This is a genomic window from Mesorhizobium sp. M1334 (assembly GCF_040317995.1).
Taxonomy (GTDB): Bacteria; Pseudomonadota; Alphaproteobacteria; order Rhizobiales; family Rhizobiaceae; genus Mesorhizobium.
Genome location: NZ_JAMYLM010000009.1, coordinates 109,749 through 128,161, shown reverse-complemented (window position 1 = coordinate 128,161; position 18,413 = coordinate 109,749). Strand labels below are relative to the sequence as shown.

Annotated in this window: 16 protein-coding genes; 10 read left to right on the top strand and 6 right to left on the bottom strand. The window is 62.7% G+C overall.

Annotation, left to right across the window (positions count from 1 at the left end; translation table 11 throughout):
* The first annotated feature begins 40 nt into the window (after window positions 1-40).
* The 5 genes from NKH17_RS17870 (at window position 41) to ppa (ending at window position 3,782) form a co-directional block, all read left to right on the top strand.
* A complete protein-coding gene (locus tag NKH17_RS17870) occupies window positions 41-850 on the top strand; it encodes a TPM domain-containing protein (RefSeq protein ID WP_352509073.1) in 810 nt (269 codons plus the stop codon).
* A 70-nt stretch (window positions 851-920) separates the two neighbouring features.
* Complete coding sequence (locus NKH17_RS17865; RefSeq protein WP_352971569.1) at window positions 921-1,745, top strand: TPM domain-containing protein; 825 nt, start codon at window positions 921-923, stop codon at window positions 1,743-1,745.
* 10 nt (window positions 1,746-1,755) lie between these two features.
* On the top strand, window positions 1,756-2,394 hold the full coding sequence (locus NKH17_RS17860; RefSeq protein WP_352801525.1) for a TPM domain-containing protein: 639 nt from the start codon (window positions 1,756-1,758) through the stop codon (window positions 2,392-2,394).
* Window positions 2,395-2,627: 233 nt separating this feature from the next.
* Window positions 2,628-3,134 carry a GNAT family N-acetyltransferase gene (locus NKH17_RS17855; RefSeq protein ID WP_254817749.1) on the top strand — a complete coding sequence of 169 codons (507 nt, stop codon included), beginning with the start codon at window positions 2,628-2,630 and terminating at the stop codon, window positions 3,132-3,134.
* A gap of 117 nt (window positions 3,135-3,251) precedes the next feature.
* Entirely contained in the window at window positions 3,252-3,782 is a 531-nt protein-coding gene (ppa, locus tag NKH17_RS17850) for an inorganic diphosphatase (protein WP_023721304.1), read from the top strand.
* A gap of 17 nt (window positions 3,783-3,799) precedes the next feature.
* On the opposite strand, the gene NKH17_RS17845 is transcribed toward ppa, so the two are convergent.
* On the bottom strand, window positions 3,800-4,390 hold the full coding sequence (locus tag NKH17_RS17845; protein ID WP_352801527.1) for a hypothetical protein: 591 nt from the start codon (window positions 4,388-4,390) through the stop codon (window positions 3,800-3,802).
* 97 nt (window positions 4,391-4,487) lie between these two features.
* A complete protein-coding gene (locus tag NKH17_RS17840; RefSeq protein WP_352509069.1) occupies window positions 4,488-5,093 on the bottom strand; it encodes a TetR/AcrR family transcriptional regulator in 606 nt (201 codons plus the stop codon).
* An 82-nt stretch (window positions 5,094-5,175) separates the two neighbouring features.
* On the opposite strand from NKH17_RS17840, the gene NKH17_RS17835 reads away from it, so the two are divergent.
* Together NKH17_RS17835 and NKH17_RS17830 are read left to right on the top strand one after the other, a co-directional pair.
* A complete protein-coding gene (locus NKH17_RS17835) occupies window positions 5,176-6,459 on the top strand; it encodes an MFS transporter (RefSeq protein WP_352801529.1) in 1,284 nt (427 codons plus the stop codon).
* 147 nt (window positions 6,460-6,606) lie between these two features.
* Window positions 6,607-8,181, top strand: a complete 1,575-nt coding sequence (locus NKH17_RS17830; protein ID WP_352900995.1) for an alkaline phosphatase D family protein — start codon at window positions 6,607-6,609, stop codon at window positions 8,179-8,181.
* A 37-nt stretch (window positions 8,182-8,218) separates the two neighbouring features.
* Here the strand turns inward: NKH17_RS17830 and NKH17_RS17825 are convergent, their stop codons facing one another.
* The gene (locus NKH17_RS17825; RefSeq protein ID WP_352479551.1) at window positions 8,219-8,500 is read right to left on the bottom strand and encodes a hypothetical protein; all 282 of its coding nucleotides are present in this window, start codon (window positions 8,498-8,500) and stop codon (window positions 8,219-8,221) included.
* Between the two features lie 198 nt (window positions 8,501-8,698).
* Here NKH17_RS17825 and typA point away from each other — a divergent pair, with 198 nt between their 5' ends.
* Entirely contained in the window at window positions 8,699-10,528 is a 1,830-nt protein-coding gene (gene typA / locus NKH17_RS17820) for a translational GTPase TypA (RefSeq protein WP_254817743.1), read from the top strand.
* A gap of 268 nt (window positions 10,529-10,796) precedes the next feature.
* Here typA and NKH17_RS17815 read toward each other — a convergent pair whose 3' ends face one another.
* Complete coding sequence (locus NKH17_RS17815; protein ID WP_352900998.1) at window positions 10,797-11,423, bottom strand: DUF1062 domain-containing protein; 627 nt, start codon at window positions 11,421-11,423, stop codon at window positions 10,797-10,799.
* Window positions 11,424-11,818: 395 nt separating this feature from the next.
* On the opposite strand from NKH17_RS17815, the gene NKH17_RS17810 reads away from it, so the two are divergent.
* Window positions 11,819-12,433, top strand: a complete 615-nt coding sequence (locus NKH17_RS17810) for a LysE family translocator (protein ID WP_352479554.1) — start codon at window positions 11,819-11,821, stop codon at window positions 12,431-12,433.
* 9 nt (window positions 12,434-12,442) lie between these two features.
* Here the strand turns inward: NKH17_RS17810 and NKH17_RS17805 are convergent, their stop codons facing one another.
* Both NKH17_RS17805 and NKH17_RS17800 read right to left on the bottom strand, forming a co-directional pair.
* On the bottom strand, window positions 12,443-12,766 hold the full coding sequence (locus tag NKH17_RS17805) for a YciI family protein (RefSeq protein ID WP_352479555.1): 324 nt from the start codon (window positions 12,764-12,766) through the stop codon (window positions 12,443-12,445).
* Between the two features lie 137 nt (window positions 12,767-12,903).
* Entirely contained in the window at window positions 12,904-13,467 is a 564-nt protein-coding gene (locus NKH17_RS17800; protein WP_352803481.1) for a peroxidase-related enzyme, read from the bottom strand.
* Window positions 13,468-13,598: 131 nt separating this feature from the next.
* Between NKH17_RS17800 and NKH17_RS17795 the strand changes: the two genes are divergently transcribed.
* Window positions 13,599-18,395, top strand: coding sequence for an NAD-glutamate dehydrogenase (locus NKH17_RS17795; protein ID WP_352901002.1), 4,797 nt, complete (start codon window positions 13,599-13,601; stop codon window positions 18,393-18,395).
* Window positions 18,396-18,413: the final 18 nt, after the last annotated feature.

Here is an 18,413-nt window from a genome sequence, read left to right as displayed (position 1 = left end):
GCCCCCCTCTGTCCTGCCGGACATCTCCCCACGGAGGGGGGTGGGAAGAAACGCAGCCCTGATTTTTCTTGGCTTCGTTCTAACCTTTCTCCTGCTCCCTCTAATCGTTCTCGCCGCCGAATTGCCGGCGCTGACCGGACGGGTCGTCGACAATGCCGGCATCATCGATGCCGCGACCGAGGCGGCGCTGACGCAGAAGCTTGCCGATTTCGAGACCAAAGGTTCGGACCAGATCGTCGTCGCGACCATCCCCAGCCTCGACGGCGAGGAAATCGAGCCTTACGCCAACCGGCTGTTCCGCGCCTGGAAACTGGGCCAGGCGAAGGAGAACAACGGCGTCCTGCTTCTGGTGGCGCCGAACGACCGCAAGATGCGCATCGAGGTCGGCTATGGGCTGGAAGGCACGCTGACCGACCTGCACACCAAGTTGATCATCGAAAACGACATGGTGCCGGCCTTCCGGGCCGGCGATTTCTCTGGCGGCATCAGCAAGGCCGTCGATGACATGATCATGGTGCTGGAAGGCAATCCCGAAGAGCTGGAAGCCCGCGGCAAGCGCAACCAGCAGGCGCCGTTCAACAGCGACGATCTGTTCTTCACGATCTTCATAGCCATCTGGGCAATCATCTTTTTCGGCGGCCTCGCAGCCTCCATCCTGCCGCCGATCTTCGGCCAGAAGATCGGTCCCGGCCGCTATCGCTGGCTGGGCATGACCTTCGAGCCAAACCGGCGGTCGTCCGGCGGCTGGTCGGGAGGTTCCGGCGGGGGATGGTCGTCGGGTTCAAGCGGTGGCGGGTTTTCCGGCGGCGGCGGTTCGTCCGGTGGCGGCGGCTCCTCGGGAAGTTGGTGACGAGATGACAAGACACGCCATCAGCCCGGTGGAATTCAGCCGTTTCATCAAAACGATCGGCACCGCGCTTATGGCCATGGCGGTGCTGCTGGTCGGCTTCGCGGTCATTGCCGCCGAATTGCCGGCGCTGACCGGACGGGTCGTCGACAATGCCGGCATCATCGATGCCGCAACCGAGGCGGCGCTGACGCAGAAGCTTGCCGATTTCGAGACCAAGGGTTCGGACCAGATCGTCGTCGCGACCATCCCCAGCCTCGACGGCGAGGAAATCGAGCCTTACGCCAACCGGCTGTTCCGCGCCTGGAAACTGGGCCAGGCGAAGGAGAACAACGGCGTCCTGCTTCTGGTGGCGCCGAACGACCGCAAGATGCGCATCGAGGTCGGCTATGGGCTGGAAGGCACGCTGACCGACCTGCACACCAAGCTCATCATCGAAAACGACATGGTGCCGGCTTTCCGTGCCGGCGATTTCTCTGGCGGCATCAGCAAGGCCGTCGATGACATGATCATGGTGCTGGAAGGCAATCCCGAAGAGCTGGAAGCCCGCGGCAAGCGCAATCCGGCGAATGACAATCCTGTCGATCCCATCTTCGTTCTGTTCATCGTCCTGTGGGCGACGATGTTCTTCGGCGGCCTGGCAATGGCATTCCTGCCGCCGATCTTCGGCACGAAGCTGTCGCCGGGCGTGTACAAGTGGCTGGGCATGACGTTCCGCTACGGCCGTGGGCCAGCGTCGTCATCCTCCGGTGGCGCTGGCTGGACGTCGGGGACCTCGTCCGGCAGTGGCTGGTCGTCTGGAAGTTCCGGCAGCGGTTGGTCGTCCGGAAGTTCGGGCGGTGGGTTTTCAGGCGGCGGCGGTTCGTCCGGCGGCGGCGGTTCTTCAGGAAGCTGGTGAGACATCAATCATGGCAACACGACCGATCAGCCTCGAGGATCATGAGCGCATCGCCGATGCGATCCGCGCTGCCGAAGCAAAGACCGACGGCGAGATCTACTGCGTCGTGGCGCATGCCAGCGACGGCTATTTTTTCCCGGCCGCTTTCATGGCGATGCTCGGCATGCTCGTCGTCAGCCTCGCCGTCGGTTACGGGCTGGAAGCCTGGTGGCTGTCGATCCGCTTGCCGCATTTCGTCATCGCCGAGCTGCTGGCGCTTGCCAGTGTGCTCATCCTGTTGTGGGCATTGCCCGCATTGCGCATCCATTTGGTGCCGAGGCGTCTGCGCTACCAAGCCGCCCACGCCAATGCGATGAAGCAGTTCCTCGCCCGCAACGTCCACCGCACCACGGCGCGCACGGGCGTGCTGGTGTTCGTCTCGATCGCCGAGCGCTATGCCGAGGTGGTCGCCGACAGCGGCATCGATTCTCGTGTCGGCCAGCATGTCTGGGACGGTGTCGTCCGCGACCTTACGGCGCATGCCGGCGACGATCGGCTCGCCGACGGGTTCGTCAAGGCGATCGAAGCGGTCGGTGCGGTACTGGCCGAGCATTTTCCGGTCTCGAGCGGCGACAGCAACGAGCTGGACGACCATCTGGTCGAAATCTAAGGGCCAGCCTGCAAACGCTACTCTGCCGGACGACTGACGCGGTTTTCTGCGCTTCCGATGCTCACGGACTCAAATGTGCGCTGCGCTTCGGTTCTCGAAAATCACGCCATTCGCCTCGGCAGAGCGCATTTTCAGGCAGGCCCTTTCTGTGTCGCGGTTCGGCTGTGTGAAAGCATCGCGGCGGCTGACCGGACTCTTGCAATCGGGCGCGGCGGGTTTATGGTTAACCAATCATGAATACGCTGAGCATCGACATCAGGAAAGCCGAACCACGCGATGCAGCCGCCATTGCCGACGTGCATCTCGAGGCCTGGCGCGGCGCCTATTCGGGCATCATCCCGCATCGTACACTGACATCGATGATCAACCGCCGCGGTGCCGATTGGTGGGCGAATGCCATTCGCCGGGCCGCCACCGTCCTGGTCGTCGAAATCGGCGGCAAAATTGCCGGCTACGCGACGATCGGCAAGAACCGAGCACGTGAACTCAGGCAGCAGGGCGAGATCTACGAGCTTTATTTGCGGCCGGAGTATCAAGGCATCGGGCTCGGCAGCCGGCTGTTCGCAGCCGCACGGGCACGGCTGGCCGACCATGGCCTGAAAGGCATGGTGGTGTGGGCGCTGGAAGACAATCAGAACGCACTTGCCTTCTATGCCGGCGCCGGCGGCCGCGATGTGGCCGAGGGCGTCGAGATATTCGAGCAGAAGGCGCTGAAGAAGGTCGCTTTCGTCTGGGAATGACGGCCAGCGCATGATCCGGCCGGTTTCGGTTTCGGACGATCCCCCCAGTACCATTCGCCGCATTGCACCATTCGCCATCGGCCGCTATCGATCTTCAATCGAGAGAGGGATAAAGCGATGCGGATCGAAGCAATTGCCAGCGGAAAGAACCCGCCCGAGGACGTCAACGTCATTATCGAGGTGCCGATCGGCGGCGAGCCGATCAAATACGAGATGGATAAGGAGGCCGGCACGCTGTTCGTCGACCGCTTCCTTCACACTTCAATGCGCTATCCCGGCAATTACGGTTTCGTACCGCACACGCTATCGGGCGACGGCGACCCGATCGACGTGCTGGTCTGCAACACGCGCGCGCTGGTGCCAGGCTGCGTTATCAATGTGCGGCCGATCGGCGTGCTGGTGATGGAGGACAATGCCGGCCAGGACGAGAAGGTCATCGCGGTGCCTTCGCCCAAGCTGACCTTGCGCTACGAGGACGTCCACGAATACACGCAATTGCCTGACATTACCCGCCAGCAAGTGCAGCATTTCTTCGAGCACTACAAGGATCTCGAACCCGGCAAATGGGTCAAGATCGAAGGCTGGTACGATGCGGCCTATGCCAAGAAGATGATCGTCGAGGCAATCGAGCGGGCCAAGCGCAAGTAATTATCGGGCGCAAATAATCAGTTGTCGACGCGGCCGAAAGCGGGCGCGTCGCCGATCACTACGCGCTTGTCCTTGCCGCAGGCGAAGGTGCGTGCCTTCTCGTCGGCAAGCTTGCGCGCCTGATCGTTGGCGGCGGGATTGCCGGTGGCGAGCACAAGGCCGATCGTGCAGCCTTCGTGGGTGTCAGGCTGGGCAACCTTGGCGACGATCAACACTTCCGTCGACTTGTTCTCGCCCTCGGTATCGCTGATCGAGCGACGATGAATGACGGCGAACGGAATGGTAGTTTTGCCGTTGGTTTCGATCCGCCACTCGACTTTAGGTCCAGCCGAGTTGAGGCCGGAAAAGCTTTCCCAGACCGTGGTCATATCGCCGGGTGGAAAGCCGTAGAACAGCGATTCCCGCGCGTCGTCGTAGGAAACCATCACCGGGTAGCCGCCATAACCCGAACAGGCGAGGTCGGCCCAGTCGCCGTCGCCTTCCTCCGCCTGGGCATAAGTCACGCAGTCCTTCTCCCAGACGAGATCGGTATAGACGCTGGATATGTCGCCAGCCCGGGCGGCGTTGCAGAAGCCGGCGAAGGCAAGCGGGATCAAAAGAGCGCGCATGGCGGACAACTCCGTTCGGGCTGCCGCAGCGTACCGTCAAATCTAGCAGCAGCCTAGACGAACTCAGGCTGCTCACAGTGATCTGGTAAACGCAACGCTATTTCTTCAAGCTTGCCTCGATCAGAAGGTCGGCGTTGCGGGCGACCGACTGCGCCGGCCCGCCGACACCGAACAGCTGGCCGCTGATATAGGCGCCCTCGATCAGGAGCAGCAGCCCGTCGCCTAGCGTGTCGGCGTCGCCGGCGCCCATCTCTGCCGCCATGGCACGCAGGCGCCGGCGCAATTCCCGCTTGTTGGCTTCGCTCACAACGCGGGCTGGATGGCCATGTTCGGGATATTCGACTGCGGCATTGGTCATGCCGCAGCCGCGATAATCGGGCCTTTGCGTACGCTTGCCGACACGCGTCAGGAAGGCGAGGATCTGCGCGCGCGGATCGCCGGGATGGGCATTCACCGCCTCGTCGAAGCGCTCCCAAAATTCGAGATCATAGTGCCGGAGATAGGATGCGGCCAACTCATCCTTGGACGGAAAGCTGCGGTAGAGGCTGGGCTTGGTGACGCCGGCACGCCGCACGATCTCGTCGACGCCGATCGCCCTGATGCCTTGCCGGTAAAACAGGTCGCGCGCCACCTGGAGAATCCGTTCGGCGGCGCGAGGCGGCGGTGCGTCATTCGCCTTGATCGTTGGTTCAATGCTTTTCATGTCTGGTGTACCGATTAGCTGGTTGACAATGTTACCGGTCGGTACGTATGTTTCGCGCTCCTGCAACGTACCGGTCAGTAACATGATAGCTCAATCCCGCCCGTTTGGCCAGCGCTACGCTTTCGTCGTGGTCGCCGTCATCTTCCTTTGCCTGCTGATCGCAGCGGGCCTGCGTTCGGCGCCGGCAGTCATGATGCTGCCGCTGGAGAACAGTTTCGGCTGGCGGCGCGACGTCGTCTCGCTGGCCGCTGCCACTGGCATCTTCCTCTATGGCCTGACCGGGCCGTTTGCCGCGGCGCTGATGGAGCGGATCGGGCTGCGCCGCACCTTGCTTGCCGCGCTGCTTTTGATGTCGGTATCGACCGCGCTCAGCCTGTTGATGACCAAGCCCTGGCATCTGCTCCTCACCTGGGGCGTGTTTTCCGGCGTCAGCTCGGGCGCCGTCGCCACCGTGCTCGGCGCAACCATCGTCAACCGCTGGTTCAAGACCAATCGCGGCCTGGTGATGGGACTGATGTCGGCGTCCAGCGCCACCGGGCTGCTGGTCTTCCTGCCGCTGCTCGCCTCGCTCGCCCAGTCAGGCGGCTGGAAGCCGGTCGCCATCGCCATTGCAGTGGCCACCGCCTGCCTGGTGCCGCTGGTCTATATGCTGGTGCCGGAGCGCCCGGCCTCGATCGGCATGGTCCGCTATGGCGCCGATGCCGACGACGTGCCGCCGGCGCCGCCGGCCGCGCAAGGCAATTTCCTTTCGCATACGCTGAGCACGCTGCGCCGCGCCGCCGGCACGCGCGTGTTCTGGTATCTGTTCGCCACTTTCTTCGTCTGCGGCTTCACCACCAACGGGCTGGTCGGCACGCACCTGATCGCCTTTTGCGGCGACATGGGCATAGGCGAAGTGCAAGCCGCCGGCCTGCTGTCGATGATGGGCATCTTCGACCTGATCGGCACGACGCTATCGGGCTGGCTCACCGACCGTTTCGACCCGCGCAAGCTGCTCGGCGTCTATTACGGCATCCGTGGCCTCTCGTTGATCTATCTGCCCTATTCCGGCTTTTCGGCAACCAGCCTGATCATCTTCGCCGTGTTTTACGGACTGGACTGGATCGCCACGGTGCCGCCGACGCTGAGGCTTTCCAACGAGGCGTTCGGCGACCGCAGCGGACCGATCGTCTTCGGCTGGATCGTCGCCGGCCATCAGGTTGGCGCCGCGACAGCGGCCTTCTTCGGCGGTACCATGCGCGAGTTGCAAGGCAATTACGAGCTTGCCTTCCTGATCGCCGGTATGACGGCAATAGCCGCCGCCTGCATCTCGCTGCTGATCAACACCAGCCGCCCGGCCTTCGAGCCGGAACCGCAGGCGGCTTAGGGTGCGACAGTTGAGTGCTAATCTCCCCCGTTGAGGGGGAGATCGCCCGCCTGTTCACTGTTATCAAACCTTCATCGTTTCGAAATGTGCCTGAAACATTGAAGCTGGAGCTTGGCGGCGACGTTCAACGCCATCCAGGAGACAGCCATGAACAAGATTTCGATGACGCGGCGCGCTTTCGTCACGTCGGCCAGCGCCGTTGGCCTGGTCGGCGCGTCGGGCCTCGCGCTTCCCTATTACTCGCGCGCCAATCAGCGCCCGGCCTTTACCCACGGGATCCAATCCGGCGACGTCGACGCGACCAGCGGCATGGTCTGGGCGCGCACGGACCGGCCGTCGCGCGTCATGTTCGAAGTGTCGCCGACGGAGAGCTTCGCCAATGCCGTCCGCCTGGCGCCGCTCGATAGCTCGCCGGCCAGCGACTATACGGTGAAGCGGCTGCTTACCGATCTCGCCTCCGACCAGGACATCTTCTACCGCATGGTCGCGGCCGATCTTTCCGATATCAACGCCGTTTCCGAGCCGATCGTCGGCCGCTTCCGCACGGCACCTGCCTCGAAGCGCGACATTCGTTTCGCTTGGTCGGGCGACACCGCCGGCCAGGGCTGGGGCATCGACGACACCGGCATGAAGACCTACGCCACGATCGCCAAGCACACGCCGGACTTCTTCCTGCATTCGGGCGATACGATCTATGCCGATGGCGCGATGAAGGACGAGGTCGACCTGCCCGGCGGCGGCAAGTGGAAGAACACCGTGCTGATCGACGAAAAACGCAAGGTTGCCGAGACGCTGGATGAATACCGGGGTCAGTGGAAATACAATTTGATGGACAGGAACGTGCTGGCGCTGAACGCCATCTGCCCGACGTTCTACCAATGGGACGACCACGAGGTGGTGAACAACTGGTCGGATTCGAAGGATCTGAGCGCCGACGACCGCTACACCGAAAAATCCATCCATGTACTGGCGGCACGCGCGGCGCGCGCCTTCCACGAAATGACGACGATCCGCTACGAGCCGTCGGAGCCCGGCCGTGTCTACCGCAAAATCGCCTATGGGCCGCTGCTCGACGTGTTCTTCCTCGACATGCGTTCCTATCGCGGCCCCAACGGTCCGAATATGCAGGAGACGATGACGCCGCAATCGCGTATCCTCGGCGAACAACAGACGAAATGGCTGAAGCGCGAGCTGGCGAATTCCAATGCAACCTGGAAAATCATCGCCGCCGACATGCCGCTCGGCCTCGTCGTCTGGAACGACGGCACCAAGAAGGTCGGGGCTGAGGCAATCAGCAATGGCGACAATGGCCCGGCCAAGGGGCGCGAGCTGGAAATTGCCGACCTCCTTCGCTATATAAAGAACGCGGGGATCGGCAATACCGTCTGGCTAACCGCTGACGTGCATTACACAGCCGCGCATTATTACAATCCGGACAAGGCGCAGTTCCAGGACTTCAATCCGTTCTGGGAATTCGTTTCGGGTCCGATCCACGCCGGCACATTCGGACCGAATGCTTTCGACATCACTTTCGGCCCGGAGCTGAGGTTCATCAAGGCACCGACCGCCGAACAGGGTCAGAACCTGCCGCCGTCGGCCGGCCTGCAGTTCTTCGGGCTCGTCGACATCGATGGAGCCACCGAGCAGTTGACGGTGCGGCTGATGGATCGCGACGACAGCGAACTCTACAAGGTCACGCTCGATCCGGTGCGGTCGGCGTGAGATTGGCTTTTAGGACCACCCGGAAGGTGGATGTGCATCAATCGGGATAGCAGACGACGGGAATCTTGGGCCAGACGGCGCTGTCGCATCCGGCGTTTTTTTGCCTTTGCTTGAAGGCGGTGCTGACCGGCCCGGTCACCACCGGGTCGACGCCGTCCGGAGCATCGGCAAAAAGCTGCTCTGCCGAGCGCTTGTCGGACGGCAGAGCAGACCGCGTCTCCTTGGACGGCGCGGCCGATTGCGCCGCGCTTGCCGCGAGGAGGACGGCGAGCGCGGTACATGCCAAAATCGGCCGGAGTTTGATGCCTGTCTCGATCATGAAATTCGAACTGTCCGGATCACGAAAGGTTCCGCCTTGGTTAATAATTCCACTTCACACCAAGACATTTAAGATTTGGTGACTTTATTTGGTGGCTCGCCTCCTCTTTCGCAATTGCGAAAAACCCTGTATGAGCCGCCCAACCGAAAGAGGCAGCGCCTTTTGGCCTGCTGCCTGCAACGCTCCCGAGACCAAAACATGAAAATCCGCAATATCGCGATCATCGCGCACGTCGACCATGGAAAAACCACCCTCGTCGACCAGCTCCTGAAACAGTCCGGCTCGTTCCGCGACAACCAGCGCGTCGCCGAGCGCGCCATGGATTCAAACGATCTTGAAAAGGAACGCGGCATCACCATCCTGGCCAAGGCGACCTCGGTCGACTGGAAGGATACCCGCATCAACATCGTCGACACGCCCGGCCACGCCGATTTCGGCGGCGAGGTCGAGCGCATCCTGTCGATGGTGGATTCGGCCATCGTGCTGGTCGACGCCGCCGAGGGCCCGATGCCGCAGACCAAATTCGTCGTCGGCAAGGCGCTCAAGGTTGGACTGAAGCCGATCGTCGTCATCAACAAGATCGACCGGCCGGATGCCCGCCATGTCGAAGTGGTCAACGAGGTGTTCGACCTTTTCGCAGCACTTGACGCCACCGACGAGCAGCTCGACTTCCCTATCCTTTACGGTTCAGGCCGCGACGGCTGGGTCTCGGAAAACCCCGAAGGCCCGAAGGACCAGGCTCTGGCGCCGCTGTTCGACCTCGTCATCAAGCACGTGCCGGCGCCGACCGTTCATCCCGGCCCGTTCCGCATGATCGGCACCATCCTGGAAGCCAATCCCTTCCTCGGCCGCATCATCACCGGCCGTATCGAATCCGGCACGCTGAAATCCAACCAGGCGGTCAAGGTGCTGCACCATGACGGCACCCAGGTCGAAACCGGCCGCATTTCGAAGATCCTCGCCTTCCGCGGGCTCGAGCGCCAGCCCATCGAGGAAGCGCAGGCGGGCGACATCGTCGCCATCGCCGGCCTGTCGAAAGGCACTGTCGCCGACACCTTCTGCGACCTGTCGGTGACCGAGCCGCTGCACGCGCAGCCGATCGATCCGCCGACGGTGACGATGTCTTTCCTCGTCAACGATTCGCCGCTGGCCGGTACCGAAGGCGACAAGGTGACCAGCCGCGTCATCCGCGACCGCCTGCTGCGCGAGGCCGAAGGCAATGTCGCGCTGAAGATCGAGGAATCACCTGACAAGGATTCGTTCTTCGTTTCCGGCCGCGGCGAATTGCAGCTGGCCGTGCTGATCGAGACGATGCGCCGCGAAGGTTTTGAGATCGCCGTGTCGCGGCCGCGCGTCGTCATGCAGAAGGGCGATAACGGCGAATTGCTGGAGCCGGTCGAGGAAGTCGTCATCGACGTCGACGAGGAGCATGCCGGCGTCGTCGTGCAGAAGATGTCGGAGCGCAAGGCCGAGATGGTCGAGTTGCGCCCTTCGGGCGGCAATCGCCAGCGCATCGTCTTCCACGCGCCGACGCGCGGCCTGATCGGCTACCAGTCGGAACTGTTGACCGACACGCGCGGCACCGCCGTGATGAACCGGCTGTTCCATGCCTATGAGCCTTATAAGGGTGAGCTGCCGGGCCGCACCAACGGCGTGCTGATCTCCAACGAACAGGGTGAATCGGTGGCCTATGCCATGTGGAACCTGGAAGACCGCGGCCCGATGGTCATCGATCCCGGCGTCAAGGTCTATCAGGGCATGATCATCGGCATCCATTCCAGGGACAACGACCTCGAGGTCAACGTGCTCAAGGGCAAGAAGCTGACCAACATCCGCGCCGCCGGCAAGGACGAGGCGGTGAAGCTGACGCCGCCGATCCGCATGACGCTGGAACGCGCGCTGGCCTGGATCCAGGATGACGAGCTGGTCGAGGTGACGCCGAAGACCATCCGGCTGCGTAAGCTCTATCTCGACCCGAACGAGCGCAAGCGTTTTGAGAAGTCGGCGAAAGTGGTCGGCGCGGCATAAAGGGCAATACCGCACGGTGAGCGGTAAACTCGTCACGGCTGTCATATACGACAATCGACCCGAGCCCGAAGTTTGCGTGTCGATGCTCGACGCGTATGGAATTTGTGCTCTCGCGAATTATCTTCGCGACACGGGCTCGGCTTGATCCATGTGCAAGTCGCCGACAGCGATCTCGATGCGGCCAAGGGTTTGATTGGCTCGGCCTCCAAAGAGGGCGATTGACCTCTGGCCGCAACTGTCTCCGATTGCGGATGCCCTTGCCGTCGCCTCATCCGGCGGCAGCCGAGATGATATCGTCCCGGTCTGGTTCGCCAGACAGGTGGATGCGGATCGCCGTTCCCGCCCGCGCCGGCCTGCGCAAGGCTTTGGCTCCGTCCGGACCAATGACCAGCAATCGTTTCTCTTCCCAAACCTGAAGCCGCGATCGCGAGACACCGAGTTCGTTGGCGAGCAACCTGTCGAGCCGCAGCGCTGTCGGCATTTCGAGCCAGAGCTGGAGTTCGAGCGCTCTGGTATTTTCCGGTCTATCCCCGAGCACCTCCTTTTGAACGGCGGCTTCGGGGAACTCCTCAACGCGCCCGATACTGCTTCGCAATGCGGCAACATCGAAGGCATGGCGCCGCGCCAGGACCGGATCGTTGCTTTCGAGCGCCTGCAATATTGCCGGTTCGATATCCCGGCGGCTGCAGCGCTCCAGAATGCCGAAATTCCAGGAATTGTCGCAGTCGATGCAGCGGTAGATCAACCAGGCGTCAATGCGCTTGCCATTGGCATTGACGCGGAATTTGCCGCTGCAGCGATAGGCTTTCAGGCCGCCGCAGCGATTGCAGTTGAGGTGAGGTCGAGGTGCGGTTTTGGGCGCGATCGCCCAGCGGATGCGCAGTATCGAAGGCATGCCGAAAAGCCCTTCCCGTCGGGAAGTTCGTCAGATCGGCGATATTGAGAACCCCTTGCGGGCACGGCGTGGCGAGAGACTGCGGCAGTTGGAAATCAGGTGTCGCGGGTGGTTATGCGCGACAGCGGTTCAGCAGTGCCAAACCGGTCTCGAACCGCCACCCTGAAGAACAGGTCATGTGAAAACAGGCACCGCGACTGCGACGCCCTGCTCTGTGTTGGGGGAGTTGACGAGACCGGCGGTTACGTAGGCAAAGTGAAGCTCGGAAAGGATTTCGGAACGACATCTCTAGCCGTGAGGTGCCTGGCGGACAAGCCTTCTTTCGGTAGACGCTACCGTCGCCGGAACAGTTGGGTTATGTTGAACACCCCAAACACTTCAAACGAGACCCCGTCATGCATTTCACGTCGCTGCTGATTTTTGCCGGCGCCCTGCTTGTTGCCGCCGGCTCGCCCGGCCCGTCGATCGCCGCTCTTGTGGCGCGGGTCATCGCAAAGGGCTTCCGCGACGTGTTTCCGTTCCTGCTTGCGATGTGGATCGGCGAAGCGATCTGGCTGTCTCTGGCGGTGTTTGGCCTCGCTGTGGTGGCGCAGACGTTCCATTATGCCTTTGTCGTCGTGAAGTGGGTCGGCGTCAGCTATCTCGGCTGGCTTGCCTGGAAGATGTGGACGGCACCGGTCGAGGCGAAGGAAGGTTCGCTGCCGCGCGAAGATTCTCCTGCCAAGCTGTTCTTTGCCGGCATGGCTGTGACGCTCGGCAACCCCAAGATCATGATGTTCTATCTGGCGCTGCTGCCGACCATCATCGACCTCGGTTCGGTCAGCATGGTCGGCTGGGTCGAGCTGACGGCGACCATGGCAGTGGTCCTGGTCGCCATCGATTTGACCTGGGTGCTCGCCGCATCGCAGGCGCGCAAGCTCTTGAGAAGCAAGCGGGCGATGAAGATCGCCAACCGCATCAGCGCCGGCACCATGGCCGGCGCTGCGGCGGCGATCGCGGCGCGATCTTGAGCCGGCGCGTCAACCCATTTCGATGATCGGCGCGATCTCGATACTAAAGGCTGGGTCGGTCAAGATAGGACAATCCTTGGCCTTGCCGACGGCATCGTCGATGTCTTTTGCTTCGATGATGGTGTAACCAGCGGTCGGATTGCTGCCGCCGTTGTTCTCGACCTTGCCGCCAGGCAGTACGGTCTTCGACATGCCGACTGGATTGCCACCGTCGACCACCGCTGAGCCAAGCTTGCCATACCAGCCGTTCCAGGCATCCATCGCTGCCTTCCGTTCGGCCTCCTCGGTCGGCATCTTGCCCGAGCCATGATAGACGTAGAGAAATTTCGCCATGTTCTCCTCCTCTGATCGGCGGCATCGAACCGGCATGCGGTCATGCCGCATGCCGATCATCTGACCAAACCGGCAAACAAGCAACGAGAATGCGAAGTAGCTAATATAATGTGCGGTTGGCCCGCAACGGCGGTGCCCTATCGAGCCATCGCGTGGTATTCATCGTTCGGCCGCATATCGATTGCCGATGCCAACCGGTTCGACATGTTGAAGAATGCCGCGGTCGAGGCGACATCCCATATGTCGCGGTCGGAAAAGCCGACTTGCCGCAGCGCCGCCCGGTCCGCTTCGACGATCTTTGCCGGCTGCTCGGTCAGCTTCACCGCGAATTCGAGCATGGCGCGTTGCCTGTCCGACAGCTTGGCGGCGCGAAAATTCATCACCATCATCTCGCCGAAGGCGGGGTCGCCGGAAAGCTGGCGCACCGCCGCGCCATGCGCGGCCAGGCAATAGTAACAATGGTTGACCGAAGAGACGGCGACCGCGATCATCTCGCGCTCGAGTTTCGACAGGCCGGATTCACCCAGCATCAAATCATTGTACATGTCGGTGAAAGCGCGCAGCTTCTTCTCGTCGAAGGCATAGACGAGTAGCACATTGGGAACGAGGCCGAGTTTCTCCCGGCATTTGGCGAAATAGGCCTTGGTCGCGTCGCTCAGCTCCGCCGGTGCCAGGTCAAGCGCGGTGATTTTGTCCGTCATGGCGGATTTCTCCTCGTTTTTCGCCAGGCTGCCGGTGAATTCCGACATTTCGTCGCAAGCCGTCAAACCTTTGTCGCCAAATACCCGTCATCTGTTAGCATAGCCGCAAAAACATGCGACGGGAGGGACTCATGGCCAGTGTAAAGTCAGCGAGCCGGTTGAAAAAAGCCGGCCTGACGAGGGGTGAAGCCGCGGGTGGCGAAAAGCCCGGCAGGCTTGCCGACTACCTGCTGGCCCGAGCTCCGGCCGAAGATGTCGCCGCCTACGACGTCATCGATCTCGAACGCGCTGCCGAACTCGCTGGCCGCGCAGTGGCCAGGCACAAGAAGGACGACTGCGTCGTTGCCATAGACGTCGATTCCGGTGTCGTCCGCCAGGGCCGGCCGATGACGGTGATCACCGTCGTCAACGACAACATGCCGTTCCTGTTTGATTCCGTCCTCGGCGAAATCACCGAGAGCGCGGGCGAGCCGCTGCTGGTTACCCACCCGGTCATAGTCGTCAGGCACGGCAAAAACGGCGTCGAGGAAATCCTCGGCGACGGGGGTTATGCCAAGGGCGACCACAGCCATGACCGGCTGAGCGTCATCCATGTCCATATCGGCCGCCTTTCGGCCGAGCAGGCTGAAGGTCTGGCCGCGCGCCTGACCAAGCTGCTCGGCCAAGTGCGCGCCGCCGTCACCGACTGGAAGCCGATGCTCGCCCGCCTCGACCAGGCGATCTCGGAATTCCGCTACTCGCCAGTGCCGCTCGACAAGGCCCATGTCACCGAGGCGATCGCCTTCCTCGAATGGCTGCGCGACGACAATTTCACCTTTCTCGGCATGCGCGAATTCAACTACACTGGCGGCGAGACGAGCGGCATGCTCGAGCGCGCCGAAAAGCCCGGCTTGGGCATCCTTTCCGATCCCGACGTGCTGGTGCTCAGGCGCGGCACCGAAGCGGTAAGCACGACGCCGGAAATCCGCGCCTTCCTGCATGGGCCGGAACCGCTGATTGTCACCAAGGCCAACGCCAAGTCATCGGTGCACCGCCGCATCTACCTCGACTACATCGGCGTCAAGACCTACACCGGCAAAGGCGTGCTTTCGGGCGAGCTCCGCATCGTCGGCCTGTTCACGTCGACTGCCTATACGCGCTCGGTGATGAAAATCCCCTATCTGCGCTCGAAGGCGGAAACCGTCATCGCCAAATCCGGCTTCAATCCAAGCGACCATTCCGGCAAGGCATTGATCAACGTGCTGGAGAGCTATCCGCGCGACGAGCTGTTCCAGGTTCCGGTGCCGATCCTGCGCAAGCATGCCGAAGCCATCCTGGGCTTGATCGAGCGGCCGCGCGTCAGGGCATTGGTGCGTGTCGACCAGTTCGACCGCTTCGTCTCCGTGCTCGTCTTCGTGCCGCGCGACCGTTACGACAGCGTCGTGCGCGAGAAGATCGGCACGTATCTGAAGACCGTCTTCGAAGGCCGGCTGTCGGCCTATTATCCGGCGTTCCCGGAAGGCGGGCTGGCGCGTGTCCATTTCATCATCGGCCGCTCCGGCGGCAAGACGCCGAAGGTCGAGCAGGCGACGATCGAGGCGGCGATCCGCGACATCGTACGGACCTGGGACGATGCACTGCGCGAGACCGCGACAGAGACCGGCGCCGATGCGAGACTCACGGCCATCGCCTCGCGTTTTTCGGAAAGCTATCGCGACAGTTTTCCGCCGGCCGTGGCGCTGGCCGACGCCGGGCGCATCGCCAAGCTCGATGCGTCAAATCCGATCGCCATCGACTATTACCGTCACGCCGTCCAGAAGCCGCATCAGGCGGCACTGAAGATCTATCACCACGGCAGCCCGGTGGCGCTGTCGCGGCGTGTGCCGGTGTTGGAAAACATCGGTTTCCGCGTCATCAGCGAGCGCACTTTCGAGGTCGGCGACAATCAATCCGGCATGGTCTTCATCCACGACATGGAACTCGAGAACAGCTACGGCAGGCCGATCGACCTCGGCAATGGCGGCGCGCTGTTCGAGGATGCGTTCCTTTCCGTCTGGCGCGGCGATGTCGACAATGACGGCTATAACGGCCTTGCCCAGACCGCCGGCCTGTGGTCGGGCGAGATCACCGTCCTGCGCGCCTATGGCCGCTATCTGCAGCAGGCCGGTATCCCGCAGAGCCAGGATTTCATCGCCGCCGCGCTCAATCGCTATCCCGAGATCGCCCGCGGCCTGCATGCGCTGTTCGTCGCCCGCCTCGGCCCGACGGCGGAAACGGAAGGTGTCGTCCAGGCCAAACATTTGAAGGCCAAGATCACGGATGCGCTGGAAGACGTTCCCAACATCGATGACGACACCATCATCCGCCGTTATCTGAACCTGATCGAGGCCTCGCTGCGCACCAACCATTTCGTTGCCGATACGAAAGAGAAAGGCCAATCGCTGGCGATCAAGCTCGATTCGCAATCGGTGGACGGGCTGCCGGCGCCGCGGCCATGGCGGGAGATCTTTGTCTATGGCTCTGAGGTCGAGGGTGTGCATCTGCGCTTCGGCCCGGTCGCGCGCGGCGGCCTGCGCTGGTCGGACCGTGCCCAGGACTATCGCACCGAAGTACTCGGCCTGGTCAAGGCACAGCAGGTCAAGAATGCGGTGATCGTACCGGTTGGCGCCAAGGGCGGTTTCTACCCGAAAAAGCTGCCGATGAGTGCCGGGCGCGACGCCATTTTCGAGGCCGGCACAGCCGCCTACAAGAATTACGTTTCCAGCCTGTTGTCGATCACTGACAATATCGGCCTGGACGGCGTCATCCCGCCGGCGGGCGTGGTGCGGCGCGACCAGGACGATCCCTATTTCGTCGTTGCCGCGGACAAGGGCACGGCGACCTTCTCGGACATCGCCAACGCCATCAGTGAAAAGCACGGCTTCTGGCTCGACGACGCTTTCGCCAGCGGCGGTTCGGCCGGTTACGACCACAAGAAGATGGGCATCACCGCCAAGGGCGCCTGGGAAGCGGTCAAGCGGCATTTTCGCGAGATGAACCGCGACATCCAAACCACTCCGTTCACCGTCGTCGGCGTTGGCGACATGTCGGGCGACGTGTTCGGCAACGGCATGCTGCTGTCGGAGCAGACCCGGCTGATCGCCGCCTTCGATCATCGCGACATCTTCATCGATCCCGATCCCGACATGGCGGCTTCGATGGCCGAGCGCCGGCGTATGTTCGCTCTCGCCCGCTCAAGCTGGCAGGATTATGACAAGACGAAACTGTCCGAAGGCGGCATCATCGTCTCGCGCAGCCAGAAGTCGATCACCTTGCCGGCCGCCGCGGCTGCAGCGATCGGCCTCGGCAAGACAACGGCCACGCCGGTCGAGATCATGAGTGCCATCCTCAAGGCGCCGGCAGACCTTTTGTGGTTCGGCGGCATCGGCACCTATGTCAGGGCATCGGGCGAGACCAACCAGGATGTCGGCGACCGTGCCAATGACGCGATCCGCATCACCGCGCTCGACCTGCGCGCCAAGGTGATCGGTGAGGGCGCCAATCTCGGCGTCACGCAACGGGCGCGCATCGAATTCGGATTGAGTGGCGGCCGCTGCAACTCAGATGCGATCGACAATTCGGGCGGCGTGAACTGTTCCGACGTCGAGGTCAACATCAAGATCGCGCTGGCTTCCGCGATGCGCAAGAGATCGTTGACCCGGCCGGCGCGCAACAAATTGCTGGCCGAGATGACCGATGAGGTCAGCGCCCTGGTGCTGTCCAACAATTACCAGCAGACGCTGGCGCTGTCGCTTGCCCGCAAGCGCGGCCTCGCCGACATCGCCCATCAGAGCCGCTTCATGGCGGCGCTGGAGGCGCGCGGACTGCTCGACCGTGCCGTCGAGGCGCTGCCGTCGCCGGCGGCCCTTGTCGAGCGCGAGACGCGCGGCGAGCCGCTGACCCGGGCCGAGCTCGGCGTGCTGCTTGCCTATGCCAAGATCGTGCTGTTTTCCGATATCGTCGCCAGCGACGTCCCGGACGATCCGCATTTCGACCGCGACCTGATGGGTTACTTTCCCGAGCGCATGGCAAAGAAATATGCTGCGGAAATCCACGGCCATCGGCTGCGCCGCGAGATCATCGCCCGTGTCGTCGCCAATGATCTGGTCAATCGCGGCGGCCCGTCCTTCGTCAACAGGCTGCAGGAAACAACCGGCCGCAGTGCCGCCGATGTCGTGCGCACCTTCGCCGTGGTGCGGGACGGCTTTGCGCTGCCGGCGCTCTACCGGCAGATCGACGCGCTCGACAACCAGATCGACGGGCAAATCCAGCTCGACCTTTATCAGGCGGTCAGCCGGCTGATCTATGTGACGAGCGGCTGGTACCTGAAGAACGATGCCGGCACCGCGCCGCTCGGGCAGCGGATCGCCGAGTTGCAGGAGGCGCGCAAGGCGCTGGAGCCGAAGCTGGTTTCGCTGCTGCCGGCCTTCTCGCGCGAGCGGATCGAGGAGCGGCGGCACAATCTGTCGAAGGGCGGCGCGCCGGGGAGCCTTGCCGAACAACTGGCGTTGACCGATGTGGCGGAACTCATCCCCGACATTGCCCTGGCGGCTCGGACGGCGAATGCCGGCATCGTCGCTGCCGCCAAGGCATTTTTCGCGGTCAGCGATGTCTTTCGCATCCCGCGCGTCGAAGATGCGGCGCGCTCGATCACGCCCTCGGATTATTACGATCAACTGGCGCTTTCCCGTGCCACCGACACGATCGGCGCGGCCAGGCGCGGCATCGCCGTGGCGGCACTCACCAGCCATGCCGAGGCGGCGGATCCGGTGACGGCATGGCTGGAGGCCGGCGGCGAACGGGTCGGACGCATCCGCGAGCGGCTGCAGGCGCTGACCGAGGGCGGCGACATCACCGTGTCGCGGCTGTCGGTGGCGTCCGGCCTGATGAGCGATCTGACGGGGCTGTGAGACGTCTTCCATATCGCG

Coding starts and splice junctions, on each gene's coding strand:
- NKH17_RS17865 (WP_352971569.1), top strand. CDS start 921: ATGGCCATGGCGGTGCTGCTGGTCGGCTTCGCGGTCATTGCCGCCGAA.
- NKH17_RS17860 (WP_352801525.1), top strand. CDS start 1,756: ATGGCAACACGACCGATCAGCCTCGAGGATCATGAGCGCATCGCCGAT.
- NKH17_RS17855 (WP_254817749.1), top strand. CDS start 2,628: ATGAATACGCTGAGCATCGACATCAGGAAAGCCGAACCACGCGATGCA.
- ppa (WP_023721304.1), top strand. CDS start 3,252: ATGCGGATCGAAGCAATTGCCAGCGGAAAGAACCCGCCCGAGGACGTC.
- NKH17_RS17845 (WP_352801527.1), bottom strand. CDS start 4,390: ATGCGCGCTCTTTTGATCCCGCTTGCCTTCGCCGGCTTCTGCAACGCC.
- NKH17_RS17840 (WP_352509069.1), bottom strand. CDS start 5,093: ATGAAAAGCATTGAACCAACGATCAAGGCGAATGACGCACCGCCGCCT.
- NKH17_RS17835 (WP_352801529.1), top strand. CDS start 5,176: ATGATAGCTCAATCCCGCCCGTTTGGCCAGCGCTACGCTTTCGTCGTG.
- NKH17_RS17830 (WP_352900995.1), top strand. CDS start 6,607: ATGAACAAGATTTCGATGACGCGGCGCGCTTTCGTCACGTCGGCCAGC.
- NKH17_RS17825 (WP_352479551.1), bottom strand. CDS start 8,500: ATGATCGAGACAGGCATCAAACTCCGGCCGATTTTGGCATGTACCGCG.
- typA (WP_254817743.1), top strand. CDS start 8,699: ATGAAAATCCGCAATATCGCGATCATCGCGCACGTCGACCATGGAAAA.
- NKH17_RS17815 (WP_352900998.1), bottom strand. CDS start 11,423: ATGCCTTCGATACTGCGCATCCGCTGGGCGATCGCGCCCAAAACCGCA.
- NKH17_RS17810 (WP_352479554.1), top strand. CDS start 11,819: ATGCATTTCACGTCGCTGCTGATTTTTGCCGGCGCCCTGCTTGTTGCC.
- NKH17_RS17805 (WP_352479555.1), bottom strand. CDS start 12,766: ATGGCGAAATTTCTCTACGTCTATCATGGCTCGGGCAAGATGCCGACC.
- NKH17_RS17800 (WP_352803481.1), bottom strand. CDS start 13,467: ATGACGGACAAAATCACCGCGCTTGACCTGGCACCGGCGGAGCTGAGC.
- NKH17_RS17795 (WP_352901002.1), top strand. CDS start 13,599: ATGGCCAGTGTAAAGTCAGCGAGCCGGTTGAAAAAAGCCGGCCTGACG.